The following is a 17,967-nucleotide window of genomic DNA, read 5'->3' on the forward strand; positions in this document are numbered from 1 at the left end:
GGCCGGACAGGCTCTGGCACCGCGCGTCGCTGCTCGCTCCTCCGTCGGTTTCCGGCGGGCAGAGCCGTGGGCGCCGCGGAAGGTCGGCGCCCACGGGTCATGGCTTGGATTTATCTCATGGGGGACACCGCCTCTCGCTGCGTATAGCGATCCCGGGGGTCGAGGTTCCATCCGGTTAATCGATCGTGGCACCAAGTCCGACATATGGGAACTCCTCATCGGGTCGGGAGACGCGATTGTCGGAAGTCGGCCGTATGCTCACGTAATGTTGCTGCTCGAACAGCCGGCAAAGCAGCTGATGGGACGTCATATGACGTAACTTCAGATCGACTGTAGCGGGGCGAACTTGCCGAGCGACCCGGCTCTCCCTCTCGCCAACTGATCACCTCTCCTTCTAGGGTGGGGCTTGTCCTGCTCCCGTCAGCGGTGCTCCCGTCAGCCGTGCTCTCAGTCAGTGCAGTGCCAGTGCAGTGTCAGTGCAGTGCCTTCAGATCTCAGCTCCCATCCCAGAGGGGACGTCACGTGTCCAAGTCCGCACGCCTGCGACTCGCCGCCGCCACCGCGGGCGCACTCGCGCTCGCCCTGGTCCCGGCGCTGACCGGTGCCGCCTCGTCGTCGGTCTCCGCTGCCGGTGCTACCGGCACCACCGGTGCCGCCGCGGTCCCGGCGGCGCACCCGGCCTCGGGTGCGCTGCGCGCCGTCGGCCGGGCCGGCAGCTCGAGCGACCCGGTGTTCGCCGCGCCGATCGCCACCAGCGCCTGCGTCGCCCAGCTCCAGCGCGCCTGCTACACGCCGCTCCAGTACCGGACGGCGTATGACCTCAACCCGCTGTACCAGGCCGGGACCACCGGTCAGGGCCGGACCATCGTGATCGTCGACTCGTACGGCTCCCCGACGATCCAGCACGACCTCGACACCTACTCCGCGCAGTTCGGCATCCCCAGCAGCCAGGTCCAGGTGGTGCAGTGGGGTCAGGTGCCGACCTTCGACCCGACCAACGCCGACATGGCCGGCTGGGCGAGCGAGACCACGCTGGACGTCGAGGCCGCGCACGCCGTCGCGCCCGGCGCGAAGATCGTGCTGCTGGAGACCGGCGTCTCGGAGACCGAGGGCCCGGTCGGCGTGCCCGAGATGATGAGCGGCATCAACCACCTGGTGAACGCGAACCAGGCGGACGTGGTGTCGATGAGCTGGGCGACCAGCGAGGCGATGTTCCCGGGCTTCGACGTCGGCGACTACACCAGCCTCACCACGCTGCGCTACGCCTTCACCAACGCCGCCAAGCACGGCGTCACGCTGACCGCGAGCTCCGGCGACGGCGGTGGCGACTCCACCAAGCTGGACGCCGCCTGGCCGGCCGGCGACCCGCTGGTCACCGCGGTCGGCGGGACCGAGCTCTCGCTGGACGACCAGGGCACCCGCACCGCGCCGGACGCCGCGTGGTCGGGCAGCGGCGGCGAGCTCTCCAAGGTCTTCGCCCGTCCGGGCTACCAGAACGCGGTCCGCTCGGTGGTCGGCGAGCACCGCGGCACCCCGGACGTCAGCATGGCCGGCTCGCCGAACGGCGCGCTCTGGATCTACTCCAGCTTCGACCCGAAGAACACCGGCTGGACGGCGGACGGTGCCGGTACCAGTGAGTCCTCGCCGCTCTTCGCCGGCGTCGTCGCGCTCGCCGACCAGGCCGCCGGCCACCGCCTGGGCCAGATCGACGACGACCTGTACCGGCTGTACGCCCAGCACTCGGCCGGCATCGTGGACGTCACCACCGGCTCCACCGGCCCCAACGGCTACACCGCGGGCCCGGGTTACGACCAGGCGACCGGCGTCGGCACGGTGGACGTCGCCAAGCTCGTCCAGGCCCTCGCGCACCACTGACCCCACCACTGACCACAGCCGAATCTGAGCCCGCGTCCGCAGGTGGCGCGGGCTCAGCCGTGGTCGAGCCGCAGGTCACGCACTCGCGCGCGCGAATAATTCCGAACGGGTGAGCCCCGCTGAGCCCTAGGCTGGCCGGAGCCCCTGAAGAAACCGGGGTCGCAAAAGAAAGGTGCCGACCATGCGCTGGTCCCAGCTGCACATCCCCACCCTGCGCGAGACGCCGGCCGAGGCCGACGCGCCGAGCCACCGCCTGCTGCTGCGGGCCGGGTACATCAAGCAGCTGATGGCGGGTCACTACTCGCTGCTGCCGCTCGCGGTGCGGGTCCGGGCGAAGGTGATCGGGATCATCCGCGAGGAGATGACGGCGATCGGCGCCCAGGAGTTCATGCTCCCGACCATGCATCCCGCCGAGATCTGGCAGCGCAGCGGCCGCTCGGAGATCCTGGGCGACGAGATGTTCCGGTTCAAGGACCGCAAGGGCGCCGACCTGACGCTCGGTATGACGCACGAGGAGATCTTCGCGACGCTCGCCGCCGAGCTCAGCTCGTACCGGCAACTGCCGCAGATCTGGTACCAGTTCCAGACGAAGTTCCGCGACGAGCCCAGGCCGAAGGCCGGTCTGATGCGCACCCGCGAGTTCACCATGAAGGACTCGTACTCCTTCGACCTCGCCCCCGAGGGCCTGGACACCGCGTTCGCGCGGCATCGCGAGGCGTATCTTCGGATCTTCGACCGGATCGGCATTCCGGCGATCCCGGTCGAGGCGTCCAACGGCACGATGGGCGGCTCCGACTCCACCGAGTTCATGTGCCCGGCCGGGATCGGCGAGGACTTCGTGGTGCACTGTCCGGCCTGCGGCTACGCGGCGAACGTCGAGAAGGCCACCTCGCAGCTCGCGCCGAGTCGGGACGCCGCCGGGCCGGCCGCCCCCGAGCGCTTCGACACGCCCGGCGTGCGCACCATCGAGGACCTCGCCCAGCGCTTCGACGCACCGGCCGAGCGCCAGGTGAAGACGCTCGTCTACCTGCTGGACGGTGAGCTCGCACTGGTCCTGCTGCGCGGCGACCACGCGCTGGCGGAGCAGAAGCTGATCGACGCGACCGGCGCCGTCACGGTGCGGCCGGCCCGTCCGGACGAGATCCGGGAGGCGCTCGGCGCGCTGCCCGGCAGCCTCGGCGCCGTCGGCGTGGGCAGTGCGATCCGGGTGCTCGCCGACGAGGCGCTGCGCGGCCGGACCGACATGTTCACCGGCGCCAACACCGACGGCGTGCACCTGCGCGGCGTGGACGTCGAGCGGGACGTCGCGGTCGGCGGCTGGGCGGACCTGCGCGAGGTCGTGGCCGGCGAGCCGTGCGTCAACTGCGGCGAGCGGCTGCAGGTGCAGAAGGCGATCGAGGTCGGGCACATCTTCAAGCTCGGTTACAAGTACAGCGAGGCGTTCGGCCTCACCGTGCAGGACGCCGCCGGAGCACCGGTGAACCTGATCATGGGCAGTTACGGCATCGGCATCGAGCGCGCGATGGCCTCGGTCGTCGAGTGCCACCACGACGACCGGGGCATCGTCTGGCCGCTGTCGATCGCGCCGTTCCACGCCGTCGTCGTGGTCGCCCAGCCGAACGACGAGGAGACCGCGACGGCCGGTGAGCAGGTCTACCGGCAGCTGCTCGCGGCCGGCGTCGAAACGGTGATCGACGACCGGGGCGAGCGCCTCGGTGTGAAGTTCGCCGACTCCGAACTGGTCGGCATCCCGCTGCGGGTGACCGTCGGCAAGCGCGGACTGGCCGACGGCGTGGTCGAGTTGACCGTCCGCGCCACCGGCGAGACCGAGCGCGTCCCGGTCCCGGAGATCGCCGACCGGGTGCGCAAGCTCGTCGAACACGGCCGCTGACACGCCCGGCAGGCTCAGCCTGCCCAGCCCGGCCGGCGGGTCGCGGTCAGGCCGTCCTCAGGCCGGCCTGCCCGCCAGGTCGAGTTCCCTGACCACGGCCATGTCCTGGAACGGGACGCTGCGGCCGGCGATCAGCTGGTAGGGCTCGGCGCCCTTGCCGGCCAGCAGCACGATGTCGTCGGCACCGGCCAGTCGCAGGGCCCGGGAGATCGCCTGACGGCGGTCGGTGATCCGCTCGTACGGTGTCCGGCCGCCGGCCAGCCCGGCCTCGACCTGGTCGAGGATCGCCTCCGGGTCCTCGGTGCGCGGGTTGTCGGAGGTGAGGACGACCAGGTCGCTGAGCCGGGCCGCCACCGCGCCCATCGGCGCGCGCTTCGTGGTGTCGCGGTCGCCGCCGCAGCCGAACACGGTGACGACCCTGCCGGTGGCGAAGCCGCGGATGGTGTCGAGCACCTGCCCCAACGAGTCCTCGGAGTGCGCGTAGTCGACCACCACGGTCGTCCCGGTGCTCGTCCGATGGGTCTCGAACCGGCCTGGGATCTGCGGCAGTTCGGCGAGCCCGGCGAGGACGGCTCCGAGCTCGTGGCCGGCGGTGACCGCGACCGCCACCGCCGCGAGCGCGTTCGCGACGGCGAACCGGCCCGGCACGGGCAGCCGGCACGCGTAGGACCGACCGTCGTGGTGGAGCGTGAACGAGCTGCCGGCAGCGCTGATCCGGACGTTCCGCGCGGTGAAGTCGGCGGCCGCGCCGGCGGCGGAGAACGTGCGGGTAGCGTCCGGCATCAGCGCGCGGACCTCGGCGCTCACCGGGTCGTCGGCGTTGACCACGGCGGTGCGGCACTGCCCGCGGAAGAGCCGCAGTTTGGCGTCCCGGTAGGCCGCCATGGTGCCGTGGTCGTCCAGGTGGTCGGGCGTCAGATTGGTGAAGACGCCGATGTCGACGAAGCTGTGGTCGCTCCGGTGCTGGAGCAGCGCGGTGGATGAGGTCTCCATGACCACGGTGTCCGCCGCCGCATCGACCAGTTGACGCAGGATCGCCTGCAGATCGGGTGCCTCGGGCGTGGTCGGCGTCGTGGTCGCGACGGCCAGCGGCCGGCCGGCCAGCCGCGGGCCTCCGGTGCCGATCACCCCGACCCGGCGGCCGAGTGAGCCGAGAGCCGCCTCCAGCAGGTACCCGACCGAGGTCTTGCCGTTGGTGCCGGTCACCGCGATCACCTGGAGCTCGCGGCCCGGCTCGCCGAAGTACCGGGCGGCGGCGTGCGCAGTCGCGGCCCGCGTGCCGGCCACCCTGACGAGCGTCAGACCGGGCACCGCCGGGACGTCCTGCTCGACCAGCGCGGCCCTGGCGCCCGCCAGCCCGGCCTGGGCGAGGAAGCGGTGCCCGTCGATGTGCCGGCCCCGGATCGCGGCGAACAGCGCGCCGGGGCGCACCGCGCGGGAGTCGAAGACCACGCCGCCGGTGATCTCGACGTCCGGGTCGCCGCTGAGAACGGTGTGGTCCAGGCCGTGCAGCAGTGCGCTGAGCTTCATGTCGTCCGTTCCGGGGTGGGGAGCAGGGCGGTTCTCGCACGGTACGGGTCGGCGTGCGGTGGACGGTAATCGGTGCAGCGTGGTCAAAGCCGGCGGACCTCACCCGTGCCCAGGGCGACCGTCGCGCGGGCCCGCATCGGCTCGTCCCCGCGGCGGGAGAGCAAGGTGAGTTCGCCGACCGGCGCGGACATCCCGCCGAGTCGGGCGTTGCACTCGGCGATCAGCTGCTTCGGCCGGTCGCTCCGGCCCAGCGAGAGGTGCGGGGTGAAGCCTTCGGCCCGGCCCCGGCAGCGTGGGAACCGCTCCACGAGTGCGCGGTGCAGCGCCGCCCACGGGGCGGGGTCGGCCGCGGCCGGGTCGAGCCAGACGGTCGAGCCGCGCCGGTGCCGGAACGCGTGCACGCCCTGCAACCGGGCGTCGAACGCCGGCACCTCGGTTGCCGCGGCGGCCAGCAGCGGCGCCGCCCGTTCGAAGTCGGACTCCGGCACGAAGCCGAAGAGCACGTTGACGTGCGGTGGCCAGCGCCGGATCTGCGGGTCGTGCTCCCAGCGGATGTCCTGGATCGGCGGCCACAGCTCCGGCGGCGGCAGCCACGCCACCGCGGTGCGCGCGCTCGGCGCGACATCGAGGACGCCGCCGGGGGTGAGCTGCTCTGCCACGCTTCCATGATCCCTCAGCCGCCACCCGCCACCCGCCACCCGCCACCCGCCACCCGCCACCCGCCACCTGCCACCCGCCACCTGCCACCCGCGACCCGCCACTCGCCACCTGCCCGCTGCCCACGCCCTCCGCTGACGCTTACGCGGCCGACCCGACCGGCATCCGCCGGTCGGGTCGGCCGCGTCAGCGTCGGGCGTGCGCGCAGTCGCTCGCGTCGGGTCAGCCCGCGGCGTTGAAGGCGGCCGCGAGGCGGGGGATGTAGTCGGCGAAGGCGGGCGCCCAGCAGCCGTAGTCGTGGCCGCCGTCGCAGGTGGGGGAGAGCGAGGCGCCGTTGCCGTAGTCCACGTAGCGGCTCGGGATGCCGAGTTGGTCCAGGCGGGCCTTGACCGTGTTGGACGCGATCTCGGTGAAGTGGTCGATCGGCCCCTGGTTGCCGGTGTAGAGGGTGATGTCGGTGCTGCCGAGCTTGGCCAGGTTGGCGGGGTCGGCGGGGTTGACCTGGTTCCAGATGTGGTCCGCGTTGAAGACCGGGTAGGGCGAGCCGAAGATCGCGTCGCTGTCGACGTAGGGCCCGTCGCCGGTGCACTGGCCGGTGCCGGAGGTGCTCACCGCGCACCAGGCGCCGAGCAGGTTGAGCTCCGTGGCCAGGACGGCGCCGCGGATCTCCGCCATGCCGAAGTCGATGCCGCCGGAGAGCGCGGCGGTGTGGCCGAACAGGTCGGGGCGGTCCTCGGCGTAGTGCAGGGCGCCGAAGCCGCCCATCGACAGACCGACGACGGCCCGGTGGGCCCGGTCGGCGATGGTGCGCAGGTTGGCGTCGATGAACGGGACCACCTGGGTGGTGTGGAAGGTCTCCCAGTTCGCCGCGCCCAGGGCGGTGTTCTGCATGGCCCAGTCCTGGTACCAGCCCTTCAGGCCGCCGTCCGGCACCACCGTGATCATCGAGTCCGAGTGCAGCGCGGGCGCGGCCGCGGCGTCGTCCACGGTGCCGCCGGCGCCGTGCAGGAAGTAGGTCACCGGCCAGCGCTTGGTCGGGTCGGCCGCGTAGCCCTGCGGGAGGAGGATCCGGATCTTGTGCGTGCCGGAGAGCTGTGCGGTGGCCACCGTGAGCGTGAAGTCGGTGCTGGAGTGCACCTCGGGGGCACCGATCTGGGTCAGGCCGAACCCGTTGGTGAAGCTCGGCGGGGCGCCGGCGTCCGCGTGGGCGGCGACGGGCGAGACCCCGAGCAGTCCGGTCACGGCCATCGCCGCGGCGACGGCGGCGGTGGTCGCGTGCCGGCGCCAGCGGCGGGGGAGCAGGGAGGTCATGGGTGGTCCTTTCGGAGCGCGAGCGGGAGCGGCAGCAGGAGCGCGAGCGATGCGAGTGCGGTGCGAGGGCCGTGAACGGTCAGAGCGCGCAGTAGGCGTTCAGCAGCGCGGTTCCGGTGTCGGTCTGGCCGGTGGTGGGGGAGAGCAGGTGGTACTCGTTGTTGACCTCGGCGATCTGCTTGGTCCCGTCGTCGCTGGTGAGCCAGTTGCTGAGGTAGCCGATCACGGCGCCGTCGTGCGCCCAGGCCCAGCCGCAAGGCAGCTTGGCGTGCTCGATGCCCAGGCCGTAGCCGTCTCCGGCGCTGTCCGCCGGCACCGTCGTCTTCAGCTCGGCCTCCTGGGCGGGCGGCAGCAGCTTCCCGGTCAGCAGGGCCCGGCTGAAGGTGGTCAGGTCGTCCAGGGTCGACACCATCGCGCCCGCCGCGTTGTAGAGCTGGACGTTCGAGACCGTGACGTCGTTCGTGTAGAAGGTCACCGGGTGCACGTAACCGTGCAGGTAGTTGCCGTACAGGTTCGGGTCGCTGGTCGGGAAGCTGGTGTGGGCCAGTCCGAGCGGCTGGATGATCCGGTTCTGGATCTCGGTGGCCGGGCTGTTGCCGGTGACGGCGGTGATCACCATGCCGGCCAGCACGTAGTTGGTGTTCGCGTAGTGCCAGGCCTGGCCCGGTGCGCTGCTCGGGGCCACCGAGGCGAGCGCGGCGTCCACCAGGGACTGCGGCGAGTAGGTCTGGGTCGCGTTAAGGCCGAGCACGTACGGGCCGGAGTACTGCGTGAGCCCGGCGTAGTCGGGCAGGCCGGAGGTGTGGTTGAGCAGCTCGCGGATGGTGATCTTCGAGCCGTCGTAGCCGTTGGCGTTGACCGCCCCCGGCAGCCACCTGGCGACGGTGTCGTCCAGCGAGAGCCGGTGCTCGGCCTCCAGCTGGAGCAGCACGGTGGAGGTGAACGCCTTGGTGTTGCTGCCGATCCGGAACTGCGCCTGCGGGTCGGCGGGCACACCGGTGGCGAGGTTGCCGGTGCCCGCGTGCACGTACTGGGTGGTGTCGCCCACGCGGGCCAGGCCGATCACGCCGGGGTACCCGTCGGCGACACCCTGCTGGGCGCCGGCCTGCAGGATGCCGGCCGCGGTCGGTGCGTCCGCGTTCGCCGAGCCGGTACCGGCCAGGGCGGCCAGCAGCAGCGTCACGCCGACGGCGGTCAAGCGGAGGGACTTCATTGGACTCCTTCGTCCACGGCGGTGAGGGTTCCGGTCCGAGGGCCTGTCGTCAGACCCCAGGTGACGCGGTGTCCGGGACGCCGCTGACCGGGTACGTCGATGCTGGCGCCCGGCCGGGCCCGCGGGACAGGCCACCGCACCGGCCATCGGGCCACCGGCCATCCATGGCCGGTCGTCAGGACCGGCGCCGCGCCGGGGGCATCGGGACGGGTCCGAGTAGCTAGGACGGGCCGTGCTGTTCGCCGGGGAAGCTGGCCGGCCGGTACCGGGCCTGCTGCTCGCGGAAGCTGCGGCCGAGGTGGTGCTGCAGCCGGATGTGGCGGAACTGGTAGACCGCGCCGGTCTGGCGCAGCACGCCGCGGTGGTAGGCGTCTTCCAGGAACGCGACGGTGTCCCACGGCAGCTTGCCGGTCAGCGGCAGCCAGACCCGGGAGAGCACCAGCCACTGCCCCCAGGCGGTGAAGGCGAGGCCGTAGGAGACCGCGCCGCCGAGCCCGCCGATCGCGCCGATCATGAGCCCGTCCGAGAGCTCCCAGTTCAGCGGCCCCAGCGGCCCGCGGAGCAGGTCGACGATCAGGCGGCCCCCGCAGGCGATCGCCACCGTGAGCAGCGGCACCAGGACCAGGATCTGCCGCCCGACCGTCGCGCGGTTGGCGGCCAGCAGGCTCACCGGGGTGGCCGCCGAGGTGACGTCCACCGGCGCCTCCAGCGCGGACATCAGCCCGAAGACCAGCCCGGCGGCCGTGCCGAAGATCAGTCCGAAGCAGACCATGTTGATCAGCGTGGACTCGAGCACGTGCGGGGCGGTGAGCGGGGGCCCGGAGTAGAGCGCGCGTTCGAGGGTGAGCGCGCACGCGCACCCGACGCCCATGACCGAGCCGCCGAGCAGCCCGTCCCCGAACCGCGCGGCGAAGGTCCGCAGCGTCCGCCGTCCGATCGCGGGACCGGCCCCGGGCAGGCGCAGGCGCAGCCGTACGCGGGCCGGTTCGAACACCGGGCCGCCTCGGTAGGCGAGCATCAGCGCGTACACGCAGCCGAAGGCGAGGCCGGCCACCGGGCCCATCAGGGCGCCCTGGAGGAGCACCTCACCGATCCCGGCCGGGGCGACCAGCGCGCCGCCGAGCCAGTCGGCCAGGGTGACGCTCAGCGCTGTCGCCAGGACGACCACCATGATCCGGGTCGAGTGCCGCACCGAGTCGCCGATCCGCCACCAGGCCAGGTCCTGCTGGTCGAGGTCGAGCCGGCCCAGGTGGTGGGCCAGATGGCCGAGCCACCGCTGGGCGCGCTCGGGATCCGGGCCGTGCCGCCGGCGCCGGTGGCCGCCGGCGTCCTGTTCGGGGACGCGGCGACGGTAGACCGCCGGGACGAAGCCGGCCAGCAGGTGCTCCTCGACGGCGTGTTCGGTGGGGAAGCGCACGGGGTCCAGCAGCTCCGCCGGATCGCGGTCGGGTACCTCGCTGTAGCTGGTGCGGGCCAGGATGACCATCAGCGGGGTGGTCAGTACGGCGGCGAGGCGGGCGCTCGCCGGGGCCTGCTGCGTGCGCAGTTCGCCGAGGACGGCGTCCCACCGGGCTTCGGGGGCGGTGCTGCCGCAGTGGTTGCTGTCGTCGTCGGGCCGACCGATCGCACGGGCGGTGCGGGGCAGGTAGCCCGCGAGGTCGTCCAGCGTGAGGTCGGTGAGCTCGATCCCGGCCGCCCAGACCAGTGGTGCGTGCGCCGCCTGGACGGCCTCGGCGAACTCGCCGCGGCGGCTGGTGAGGACCAGCGGCAGCGAGGTCGCGTTGAGCGCCTCCAGCGCCTGGCGGCGCAGGCCCTCCGCGATCTCGTCGAACCCGTCGAGCACCGGGAGTATCAGGTCGGCGTCGAGCAGCGCGGTCGCCAGCGTCGAACCGCCGGCGCTCGGGCGGGCCAGGTGCGGGTGGTCGCGCAGCAGCCGGCCGATCAGCCAGTCCCGCAGCGCGGTGGTGGTCGGGTCCCAGGAGCCGAGGCTGAAGATGACCGGCACCCGGCCCGGCCCGGCCGTGGGCTCCTGGAAATCCGGGAAATCGAGGAAATCCAGGACGAACCGGATCGTGAGGATCGACTTGCCCGAGCCGGCCCGGCCGAGGATCACCAGCCGGCCGGAGGAGATCCGCCGGTAGACCGCCGCCACGCTGCGCAGGTCACCGCTCAGGTCGAGCCGGCGCGGCTCGGCACCCGGGCCGAGGCGCTGGATGTTCTCCCAGTGGTCCGTCAGGCCGGCGGGCGCGGGCCGCCAGCGGACCGGCAGCGGGAACGGGTCGTGCACCCGGCGCTGCTCCTCCTCGTACCGCCAGCGCCGCCGGACCTCCCGGGCCAGCTCCTGCACGGCCTCGGCGAGCGCGCCGTGAACCGGCAGCGGCGCGGGCGGCACGAAGCCGGGGGGAGCGGACACGGGCTGGGGCTGGGGCTGGGGCTCGCGCTCGCGCTCGCGCTCGCGCTCCATGCCCGGCGTCCGGTGCACGGCCTCGGGCGGTATGGGCCCGGGCGGTATGGGCTCGACCTCCGGCACCCCGGCGCCGGTGTCCGCCACCTCCTGCGTGCGCGCGAGCAGGGCGGCCAGCAGGCGGCGGTCGGCCGGTCCGACGTCGAGTGCGTCCGCCAGCAGGTGCACCGTGCCCAGCCGGTGATCGGTGGACTTGCCGGTCTCCAGCCGGCGAATCGTGCGGACGCTCACCCCGGACCGTTCCGCCGCCTGCTCCTGCGTCAGCCCGGCCTGGCGGCGCAACCGACGCAGCAGCGTGCCGAGCTGATCAGTCACCGGGTCGTCTCCCCTACTCGCCAGTATCCCCGGCGAGTGAGCCTACCGTGACGGCCGGTCATAAATGGCCGGTGCCGTGGCCTGTTCGCTGACCAGCGGAAAGGCCGACGATCAGTGCTGCAGGGGGGTGGCCGTGCGGGCCGTGACGGCCGCAGGGCCGCCACCCCCCGTCACCCGGTGCGGGTTACCCAGGGCCCGTCCACGCTCCCGCCGCCGACCCCGCCGCTGACCCGCCGCCGCCCCCACAGGAGTCACCCCGATGGCCTACCGCTACTGGTGCGGCGAATGCGGCTTCAAGACCCCCTGGCTCACCCAGCCCCAGGGCGAACGCCAGCAGATCACCCACTACGCCAAGCGCCACCCCGGCATCCCCCCGGGCGGCCACGTCGAGATCAACCGAAGACGGCCCGGCAGCCGGCCCGGCAGCCGCCCGGACGGACGCTCGGGCGGGCGCCCCGGCTGCCGCCGCTTCGGCATCCTCGCCCTCCTGCTCCTGCTCCTCGGCGCCGCCTACCGGCACTGGAGCGCTTCCCGTTGAGGCCGGCAGCGGCCTCTGCCGACCGGGGTTGCTCCGTTCGGGCGGCGCCGGTGCGGGACGGCTCAGCGGGTGGGTGTCGCTGGGCCCGCGGGGACCTGGGGCGGAGACAATCCGATGATGAGCCAGGGTGCGCCGACGGATCAGCCGGATCGGCAGGTTGCTCGTAGACCGCGGCGAATCGCCGCGGCGCTGGCCGTCGTGGCAGCTGCGGCACTCAGCTGCGGCCCGGCGGCAGTGGGTGCCACGGCAGCGACTGCCGACGGCGCGTCAGGCCCGCCCGAGGCGACGGCCGCGCCCTGTCCGGAGGTCTCGGCCGGCTCCCCGCTGCCGACCACACCCTCCGGCACGCCGGGTGGCACCCTGGCCATCGCCGCCGCGACGTCACCGACCACGCCCACGCCCACCCTCACCCCTACCCCAACCCCCACCCCGACCGTGTCGCCCACGCCGACGCCCTCGCCGTCCGTATCCGCACCTGCACCCCCGTCCGTTCCGCCCGCGTCACCCGTGGCACCTACGCCGGCCGTGATCCCGCCGGCCGTGCCACCAGTCCCCGCCGCCGTGGCCGCCGCCGCGCCGCCCCCGCCGCCCCCTCCACTCCTGCCGCCACCGCCACCGCCACCGCCACCGCCCGCCGAGCCGCCCGCAGCAGTCCCGCCCGCGCCCCCGGCCATCACCCCGTCCGCGACGCCACCCGCCAGCACCCCACCCGCCAGCACCCCGCCCGCCGGCACCCCGTCCCCGTCCCCATCCGCGACCCCATCCCCCTCCGCGGTCCGCCCGCGACCGTCCGGCACGCCGTCGTCCGCCGTCGGCGCGCTGCTGGGCCACCGCCACAGCCGAGCCGCGCAGAGCCGCTCGACCGTCTCCTACCTGCTGCTCACCACGGTCCCCGCCGCCGTGGCGGCCGTCCTGCTGCACCCCCGCTCCCGCTCCCGCGCCGCCCGCCGCCTGTCGAAGGGGCCCCGCTAGCTAGCGCACGGCCGTCGCGCTCGGAGCCCCAGTGCCGGGGAAGAGCCGGCCGAGGTGGTAGTGCAGCACCGCGGTCGCGTCCTCCGGCGTCCGCTGGCCGAGCAGGACGCTCAGGCCGAGGCCGGCGGAGACCGCCAGCAGGACGACGGCCTCCTGGCGGGCGTCCATGCGTGGATCGGTCTCGCCGGCCTGCCGGGCGGCGGTCAGTTGGCCGACCAGGAAGCCCTCCATCTCGTTGGGCGCCGCGAGGAACGACTGGTCGGCGAGTGCGGGATCGGTGACGGCGAGCACCGCGTACTCGGTGTAGACGAGGTGGAAGGTCCGGCTCTCCTCGTCGGTCGGCACGGCTTCGAGCAGCACCGCCTCGATGACGTCCCGCGGAGCCGTCACGGGGCCGGCCGCCCTCACCCGGTCGCGGACCCGCTCGCCCATCCGCACGGCGAGCCGGGTGAGGGCCGCGAGCAGCAGCTGCTCCTTGGTGTCGAAGTAGTACTGCACGAGCCGCACCGAGACACCCGCCTCGATCGCGACGGACCGCATGGTGACGGCATGCAGGCCGTCGCTCGCCGCCGCGCGGAGCAGCGCGTCGGTGATGTGGGCTCGCCGCTCCTCGTGGTCCACCAGCTTCGGCATCGGGTCCCCTTCGAATATTTTATGGTACAAACATATCATCAAACGCTGCTGCTCTACTGCGTATCGGGAGGGAACATGACCAGGACGAGCATCGGACACTTCGTCAGCGAGGAGGCCCGGGCGAAGTTCCTCGTGGCCTACGACCAGGCGATGGAGCTGTGGCCGAGCCCCCGCCGGGAGCTCGACGTCGAGACCGGTTACGGCACCGTCCACGTCCACCACTACGGACCCCGGACCGGCGAACCGATCGTGCTGCTGCACGGTCACGCCGGCCACGCGTCCAACTGGTACCCGCAGGTCGCCGCCCTGGGTCTGCACCACCCGGTCTACGCGATCGACACGCTCGACGACCCCGGCCGCAGCGTTCAGCGCGCCGTCGCGGCCGGCTCCGAGGAGAACGCGGCCTGGCTCGGCGAGGTCTTCGCCGCTCTCGGCCTGGAGCGGATCCACCTCGTCGGCCTGTCCTACGGCGGCTGGCTGACCCTCAACCAGGCCATCCACGCGCCCGAACGCCTCGCCTCGATCGCGCCGCTGGACCCCGGCGGGATCGAGAAGGTTCCCGCGCGGTTCTACGCACACATGATCGGCGGCCTGTTCGGGATGCTCGCCCCGCGGCGCCTGCGCCCGGCCCTGGGCCGGCTGCTCGCCAACCCCGCACTCAGCTCACCGCCCGAGATGATCGCCCCCCTGATGCTGGCCATGCGGACCTACAAGCCGAGCACCCGCCCCGCGGCCAGGCCCTTCACCGACGAGGAACTGAGCTCCATCCGGCTGCCCACCCTCGTCCTGCTGGGCAGTCGCAGCGCCCTGCTCCGGCCGCGCCAGGTGCTGGACAGGGTCACCGCACTGATCCCGGGAGTTCGGGCCGAGATCGTGCAACGCGCCGGCCACGGACTCAACCTGGAACGCCCGGACCTGGTCAACGACCACCTCCTGCAGTTCATCGCTGCCTAAGGGGTTTTGTCAGTCCTCCAAAGGCGCCCGTGAACGCAGTGAGCGCGGCCATCCTGCGCTGACTCAGCCGCGGGCGGCGAGCCGTCGGTGAAGCAGACCGCGCAGACGGGCGGAAGCACCGGGGAGAGCCGCGAGCTTCCTCACCTCGTCCGCTTCAAGCTCGACCCGCTCTGCCAGAGCCAGCACGGCGGCATAGGGTCGTTCACCCTCCGTCAGCTTCGCTGCTGTGGCGTCCAGGACGGCACGCAGGACGGTACGGTCCGCTCCGGGGTGCTCGGCCAGTAGGCGAAGGAGCCTGTTGTCGTTCCAGCTGGTGTGGCGGGCCGCAGTCAGCTCCAGCAGAGCAATGGGCGGCGTGTGGGGATTGGCAGCCAGCTCATGCCAGACGAAGGGGTACGAGCACCGCGCGAGCCGATGCAAGACGGAACCATCATTCGAGGCACGCGCCAGATCACGGTAGTCGGCGGGCGTGTGCACGCGGAGCGCCTCCTGGACATCGTTGAGGACGCCATCCTCCCACCGGGGCCGGCCCTGCATGAAAGGGCCTGCCCCGCCCCAGTTTCGGGGCAGCCCTTGGGCGGTCTGGTCTGCTGGGGCTGTGCTGCTGGTGTTGCAGCTGCCAACATTGCCGACGGATCATCAGCTGATTGCGACGGCGTAGCAATCGCGAGCAGTACGGCTCGGCATGCCAGACTCTTGAGCCTGCTCTTCGAATGAAACACGTTCAGCCGCTGAGCAGTTGAGAGGTCAGTCAGCAGCTCCATGCCGCCATCGTGCCCCTGCCTTCTGCCCCTCGACCGACCGGGCGGACGAGCACACTGGGGCCGAAGTACGGAATAGGACGGAGGGCCTTTGGCCATCAAGGACGTGGACCGGAAGCGCCTCTGGGGCAGGTCCGGGAACGAGTGTGCCTTCCCTGGCTGTCGCCAGGAGCTCACGGTCGACCTAGGCGGCGATCCGGCGCTGCGGAACCCGATTGTGCTCGGAGAAGAGGCGCACATCGTCGCGCGAGAGGATGACGGTCCGAGGGGCAACCCTGGCCTTCCGCTCGCGGACCGGAACGCATACGACAACCTCATCCTGCTCTGCCCGACCCATCACACGCTGATCGACAAGGAACACGGACGGAATTTCCGGGTGGACACCCTCCTGGCGATGAAGCGTGCCCACGAGGAGGCTGTCCGCCGACAGGAGGTTTCCGGCGGCGGCGGCGCCGCGAGCGAGGCGGTCAGGCGGGATGCGTTGCTCGCCGACCTGTCCGCCAGCCGGGGTCGGTTGGTGACCCGCTGGATTGCCGTGGGGCTGGATCCCGAGCAGGCGGAGGAACTGGCGGACGACAGCGCTACCGGCGCGTGCCAGGAGTTCGAGCACTTTCACGTCGGACGCAGATTCGCCGTCCTGACAGGCGATTTCGGCTCTGGGAAGACCGTCGCCCTGGAGCGGGAGTACCAGGCATTGGCGCTGCGGGCCATTGACGATCCCGACGCGCCGCTGCCGGTCCACTTCACTGCGAAGTCGGGTGGATCCGACCTACGGCGGGCACTCGACGATCAGCTCGCGCGCTTCCCCGGGGACCATAAGCAGGTGACGGTCTTCCTTGACGGCGTGGACGAGTTCGGGGCTGCGCGATCGGCAGAGGTCCTTGATGATCTCCGATCGTGGCTCTACAGTGCGCCCGGCCGCAAGGTTCTGGCCACCAGCCGTCCGGACGCCAACCTCCGGCAGGCTGACTGTCTCAGCTTGCCCGCGCTTTCGGATACCGAACTTCAAGACCTCCTCGAGAGGGTGGGGGCGCCACTGGACCTGGCGTGGCACCCCAGCCGCGAGATCCGCGACGCACTGCACCGGCCGCTCTTCGCATTGATTGCTGCTGACTGCCAGAAGGCCGGCTCTGAGGTACCCCACTCGCGGGGAGCGTTCCTCGCCGCCCTCGTCGAACGAGCTCTCGTTCGGGCTTCGGGACTCAGTTCCGACACGTACGCCCTGCTTGCTCGGCTCGGTCGGCTCACTCTGGACTCAGGCGGCGCAGTCCCAGCCGGCGAGGCTGGCACCAAGGAGGAACAGCTTCGACTCGTCCAGACCCGGCTGGTCGTCGCCCGTCAGCGCACCCTCACCTTCGCCCTCCCGGTGCTGGGACAGTACTTCGGCGGCCAGTACGTCCTGGACAATGGCTTGCCGGAGCTCGTGGAGTTCTCACCGCAGCGTCGAGACCGGTGGCGAGACGCCCTGACCTTCGTTGTCTCCAGTGGCCCCTGGGAAGGCGTGACGGCCCTGCTTCGGGATCTGACGGCAGTCGACCCTGGGCTGGCCGCGTGGATCATCGACAAGGCCGTTCCGAGCTACCGGTGCGGGTCGACGGTCGCCCTTCCTGAGGCTCTCGAATGCGCCCGGCGCTTGTCCGGAACACTTGATGCTTGGCTCGGCGGAGTCGGCCGCGCAAGTACTCTGCTCAGCTGTTCGGACGGAACCGGCCGAGGGGTTCCCATCGGGGTCGGATCAGGCAGCGAGAGTTCCAGCAGCCTGAACATCGTGTTCGCTGACCCCACAGCCCTTGATGGCCGTGAGCGCTTCTTCGAGGTCACTGCCCCGCCGGACTGGGAGCGGGGCGAAGCGGCCGGCCGGAGGATCGCCTCAAGCCGTTCGGCGACCGTCACGTCCGACGTCCCTGCCTGGGCGTGGCAGCTGTCCTTGTCTTGGGTGAAGACGAGTATGGCGCAGGTGCTGGCGCACAGGGCCTTCCCGCTGCCTGACAACCTGGCTGCATGCCACGAACGGGTATGGAGTCTCTCCCGGTTGCTGACCAACCAGCGCGGGATGGGGGCGCACCGTCCCATCCCCCTTGCTGACGCCATCTCCACAATCGACGAGATCTTTCGGCGGACTCCGGATGTCGCCCTGGTGCGGTTCCAGCGCGGCGGCGTCGTGCTGAGGTCGCAACTCGCGGAACTTCGTGACCAGTGCGCCGAGCACAGCCTCTCGATCATGCACGACGGAATGATCCATCATCCCTATCGGGTACCAGACATCTCGCCGCCGCTGACCTCGCACCACGTCTCGAGCGTGTACAGCACGGAGGCGTTGATCGACCTGGTCAGGCAGGTCTACACCGCCGCTTTGTCCATCTACGAGGGCATCGTCGCGGGGTACATGTCTCCCGTCCGTCGGACCCTGCACCTCGGCGGTGCGCTGCCGGTTCAGTTCGCCTGCAAGATCAGCTGGCCTCCTGTCGGGACTGACCTGGGGTGGGACACCGGTCCCATGTTCTCGCGTGCCATCGTCCCGTTGCCGGTCGGCTCCCCGTCACGGGTCGATGTCACGCAGGTGGAGGACGTCCGGACTGAGCCTGACTACTCGCCATGGTCTGGTTCCGTCGACGGTCACGCCGACTTCCGCCACCTCCGTCCCGAATCGGCCGCATGGTCCAGTCGAAGCGTCTCCCATGAAGTCCTATGGGTGTTCGGGGACACTCCGGCCACAGCTCTCGCCTATCGATGGCTTGCGGAGGACCTCAGGGCGGTCGGACTCTCCGATTCGGTCAGCCCGACGTTCGACTAGTAGCGCTTTGTTGGACGCGGTCGGGTCTGCCAGAGGATGCGGTGTGGCCCTGGGACAGG

13 protein-coding genes are annotated in these 17,967 nt (G+C 71.8%); 6 read left to right on the forward strand and 7 right to left on the reverse strand.

The window, feature by feature from the left end:
* Positions 1-522 precede the first annotated feature (522 nt).
* Both AC060L_RS11860 and AC060L_RS11865 read left to right on the forward strand, forming a co-directional pair.
* A complete protein-coding gene (locus AC060L_RS11860) occupies positions 523-1,875 on the forward strand; it encodes a S53 family peptidase (protein ID WP_483798618.1) in 1,353 nt (450 codons plus the stop codon).
* Positions 1,876-2,056: 181 nt separating this feature from the next.
* On the forward strand, positions 2,057-3,766 hold the full coding sequence (locus tag AC060L_RS11865; RefSeq protein ID WP_483798619.1) for a proline--tRNA ligase: 1,710 nt from the start codon (positions 2,057-2,059) through the stop codon (positions 3,764-3,766).
* Positions 3,767-3,823: 57 nt separating this feature from the next.
* Here AC060L_RS11865 and AC060L_RS11870 read toward each other — a convergent pair whose 3' ends face one another.
* The 5 genes from AC060L_RS11870 to AC060L_RS11890 form a co-directional block, all read right to left on the reverse strand.
* Positions 3,824-5,296, reverse strand: coding sequence for a UDP-N-acetylmuramoyl-L-alanyl-D-glutamate--2,6-diaminopimelate ligase (locus AC060L_RS11870; RefSeq protein ID WP_483798620.1), 1,473 nt, complete (start codon positions 5,294-5,296; stop codon positions 3,824-3,826).
* 83 nt (positions 5,297-5,379) lie between these two features.
* Positions 5,380-5,955 carry a 2'-5' RNA ligase family protein gene (locus AC060L_RS11875; protein WP_483798621.1) on the reverse strand — a complete coding sequence of 192 codons (576 nt, stop codon included), beginning with the start codon at positions 5,953-5,955 and terminating at the stop codon, positions 5,380-5,382.
* Positions 5,956-6,175: 220 nt separating this feature from the next.
* Positions 6,176-7,264 carry an alpha/beta hydrolase gene (locus AC060L_RS11880; protein ID WP_483798622.1) on the reverse strand — a complete coding sequence of 363 codons (1,089 nt, stop codon included), beginning with the start codon at positions 7,262-7,264 and terminating at the stop codon, positions 6,176-6,178.
* A gap of 79 nt (positions 7,265-7,343) precedes the next feature.
* A complete protein-coding gene (locus AC060L_RS11885; RefSeq protein WP_483798623.1) occupies positions 7,344-8,477 on the reverse strand; it encodes a serine hydrolase domain-containing protein in 1,134 nt (377 codons plus the stop codon).
* Between the two features lie 220 nt (positions 8,478-8,697).
* Positions 8,698-11,256 (reverse strand): helix-turn-helix domain-containing protein, encoded by a 2,559-nt coding sequence (locus AC060L_RS11890; protein WP_483798624.1) that lies wholly within the window; start codon positions 11,254-11,256, stop codon positions 8,698-8,700.
* Between the two features lie 259 nt (positions 11,257-11,515).
* On the opposite strand from AC060L_RS11890, the gene AC060L_RS11895 reads away from it, so the two are divergent.
* The gene (locus AC060L_RS11895) at positions 11,516-11,794 is read left to right on the forward strand and encodes a hypothetical protein (protein ID WP_483798625.1); all 279 of its coding nucleotides are present in this window, start codon (positions 11,516-11,518) and stop codon (positions 11,792-11,794) included.
* Positions 11,795-12,334: 540 nt separating this feature from the next.
* Entirely contained in the window at positions 12,335-12,766 is a 432-nt protein-coding gene (locus AC060L_RS11900; protein ID WP_483798626.1) for a hypothetical protein, read from the forward strand.
* On the opposite strand, the gene AC060L_RS11905 is transcribed toward AC060L_RS11900, so the two are convergent.
* Positions 12,767-13,399, reverse strand: coding sequence for a TetR/AcrR family transcriptional regulator (locus AC060L_RS11905; protein ID WP_483798627.1), 633 nt, complete (start codon positions 13,397-13,399; stop codon positions 12,767-12,769).
* Positions 13,400-13,474: 75 nt separating this feature from the next.
* Here AC060L_RS11905 and AC060L_RS11910 point away from each other — a divergent pair, with 75 nt between their 5' ends.
* Positions 13,475-14,353, forward strand: a complete 879-nt coding sequence (locus AC060L_RS11910; RefSeq protein WP_483798628.1) for an alpha/beta fold hydrolase — start codon at positions 13,475-13,477, stop codon at positions 14,351-14,353.
* Positions 14,354-14,416: 63 nt separating this feature from the next.
* Here the strand turns inward: AC060L_RS11910 and AC060L_RS11915 are convergent, their stop codons facing one another.
* Positions 14,417-14,830, reverse strand: a complete 414-nt coding sequence (locus AC060L_RS11915) for a hypothetical protein (RefSeq protein WP_483798629.1) — start codon at positions 14,828-14,830, stop codon at positions 14,417-14,419.
* Between the two features lie 375 nt (positions 14,831-15,205).
* Here AC060L_RS11915 and AC060L_RS11920 point away from each other — a divergent pair, with 375 nt between their 5' ends.
* Complete coding sequence (locus AC060L_RS11920) at positions 15,206-17,908, forward strand: HNH endonuclease (RefSeq protein WP_483798630.1); 2,703 nt, start codon at positions 15,206-15,208, stop codon at positions 17,906-17,908.
* Positions 17,909-17,967: the final 59 nt, after the last annotated feature.

The organism is Kitasatospora sp. NEAU-69 (genome assembly GCF_057158765.1).

Excerpts from the sequence above, each read along its gene's own strand:
- AC060L_RS11910 (WP_483798628.1), top strand. The coding sequence starts at position 13,475 with ATGACCAGGACGAGCATCGGACACTTCGTCAGCGAGGAGGCCCGGGCG.
- AC060L_RS11885 (WP_483798623.1), bottom strand. The coding sequence starts at position 8,477 with ATGAAGTCCCTCCGCTTGACCGCCGTCGGCGTGACGCTGCTGCTGGCC.
- AC060L_RS11880 (WP_483798622.1), bottom strand. The coding sequence starts at position 7,264 with ATGACCTCCCTGCTCCCCCGCCGCTGGCGCCGGCACGCGACCACCGCC.
- AC060L_RS11895 (WP_483798625.1), top strand. The coding sequence starts at position 11,516 with ATGGCCTACCGCTACTGGTGCGGCGAATGCGGCTTCAAGACCCCCTGG.
- AC060L_RS11870 (WP_483798620.1), bottom strand. The coding sequence starts at position 5,296 with ATGAAGCTCAGCGCACTGCTGCACGGCCTGGACCACACCGTTCTCAGC.
- AC060L_RS11905 (WP_483798627.1), bottom strand. The coding sequence starts at position 13,399 with ATGCCGAAGCTGGTGGACCACGAGGAGCGGCGAGCCCACATCACCGAC.
- AC060L_RS11865 (WP_483798619.1), top strand. The coding sequence starts at position 2,057 with ATGCGCTGGTCCCAGCTGCACATCCCCACCCTGCGCGAGACGCCGGCC.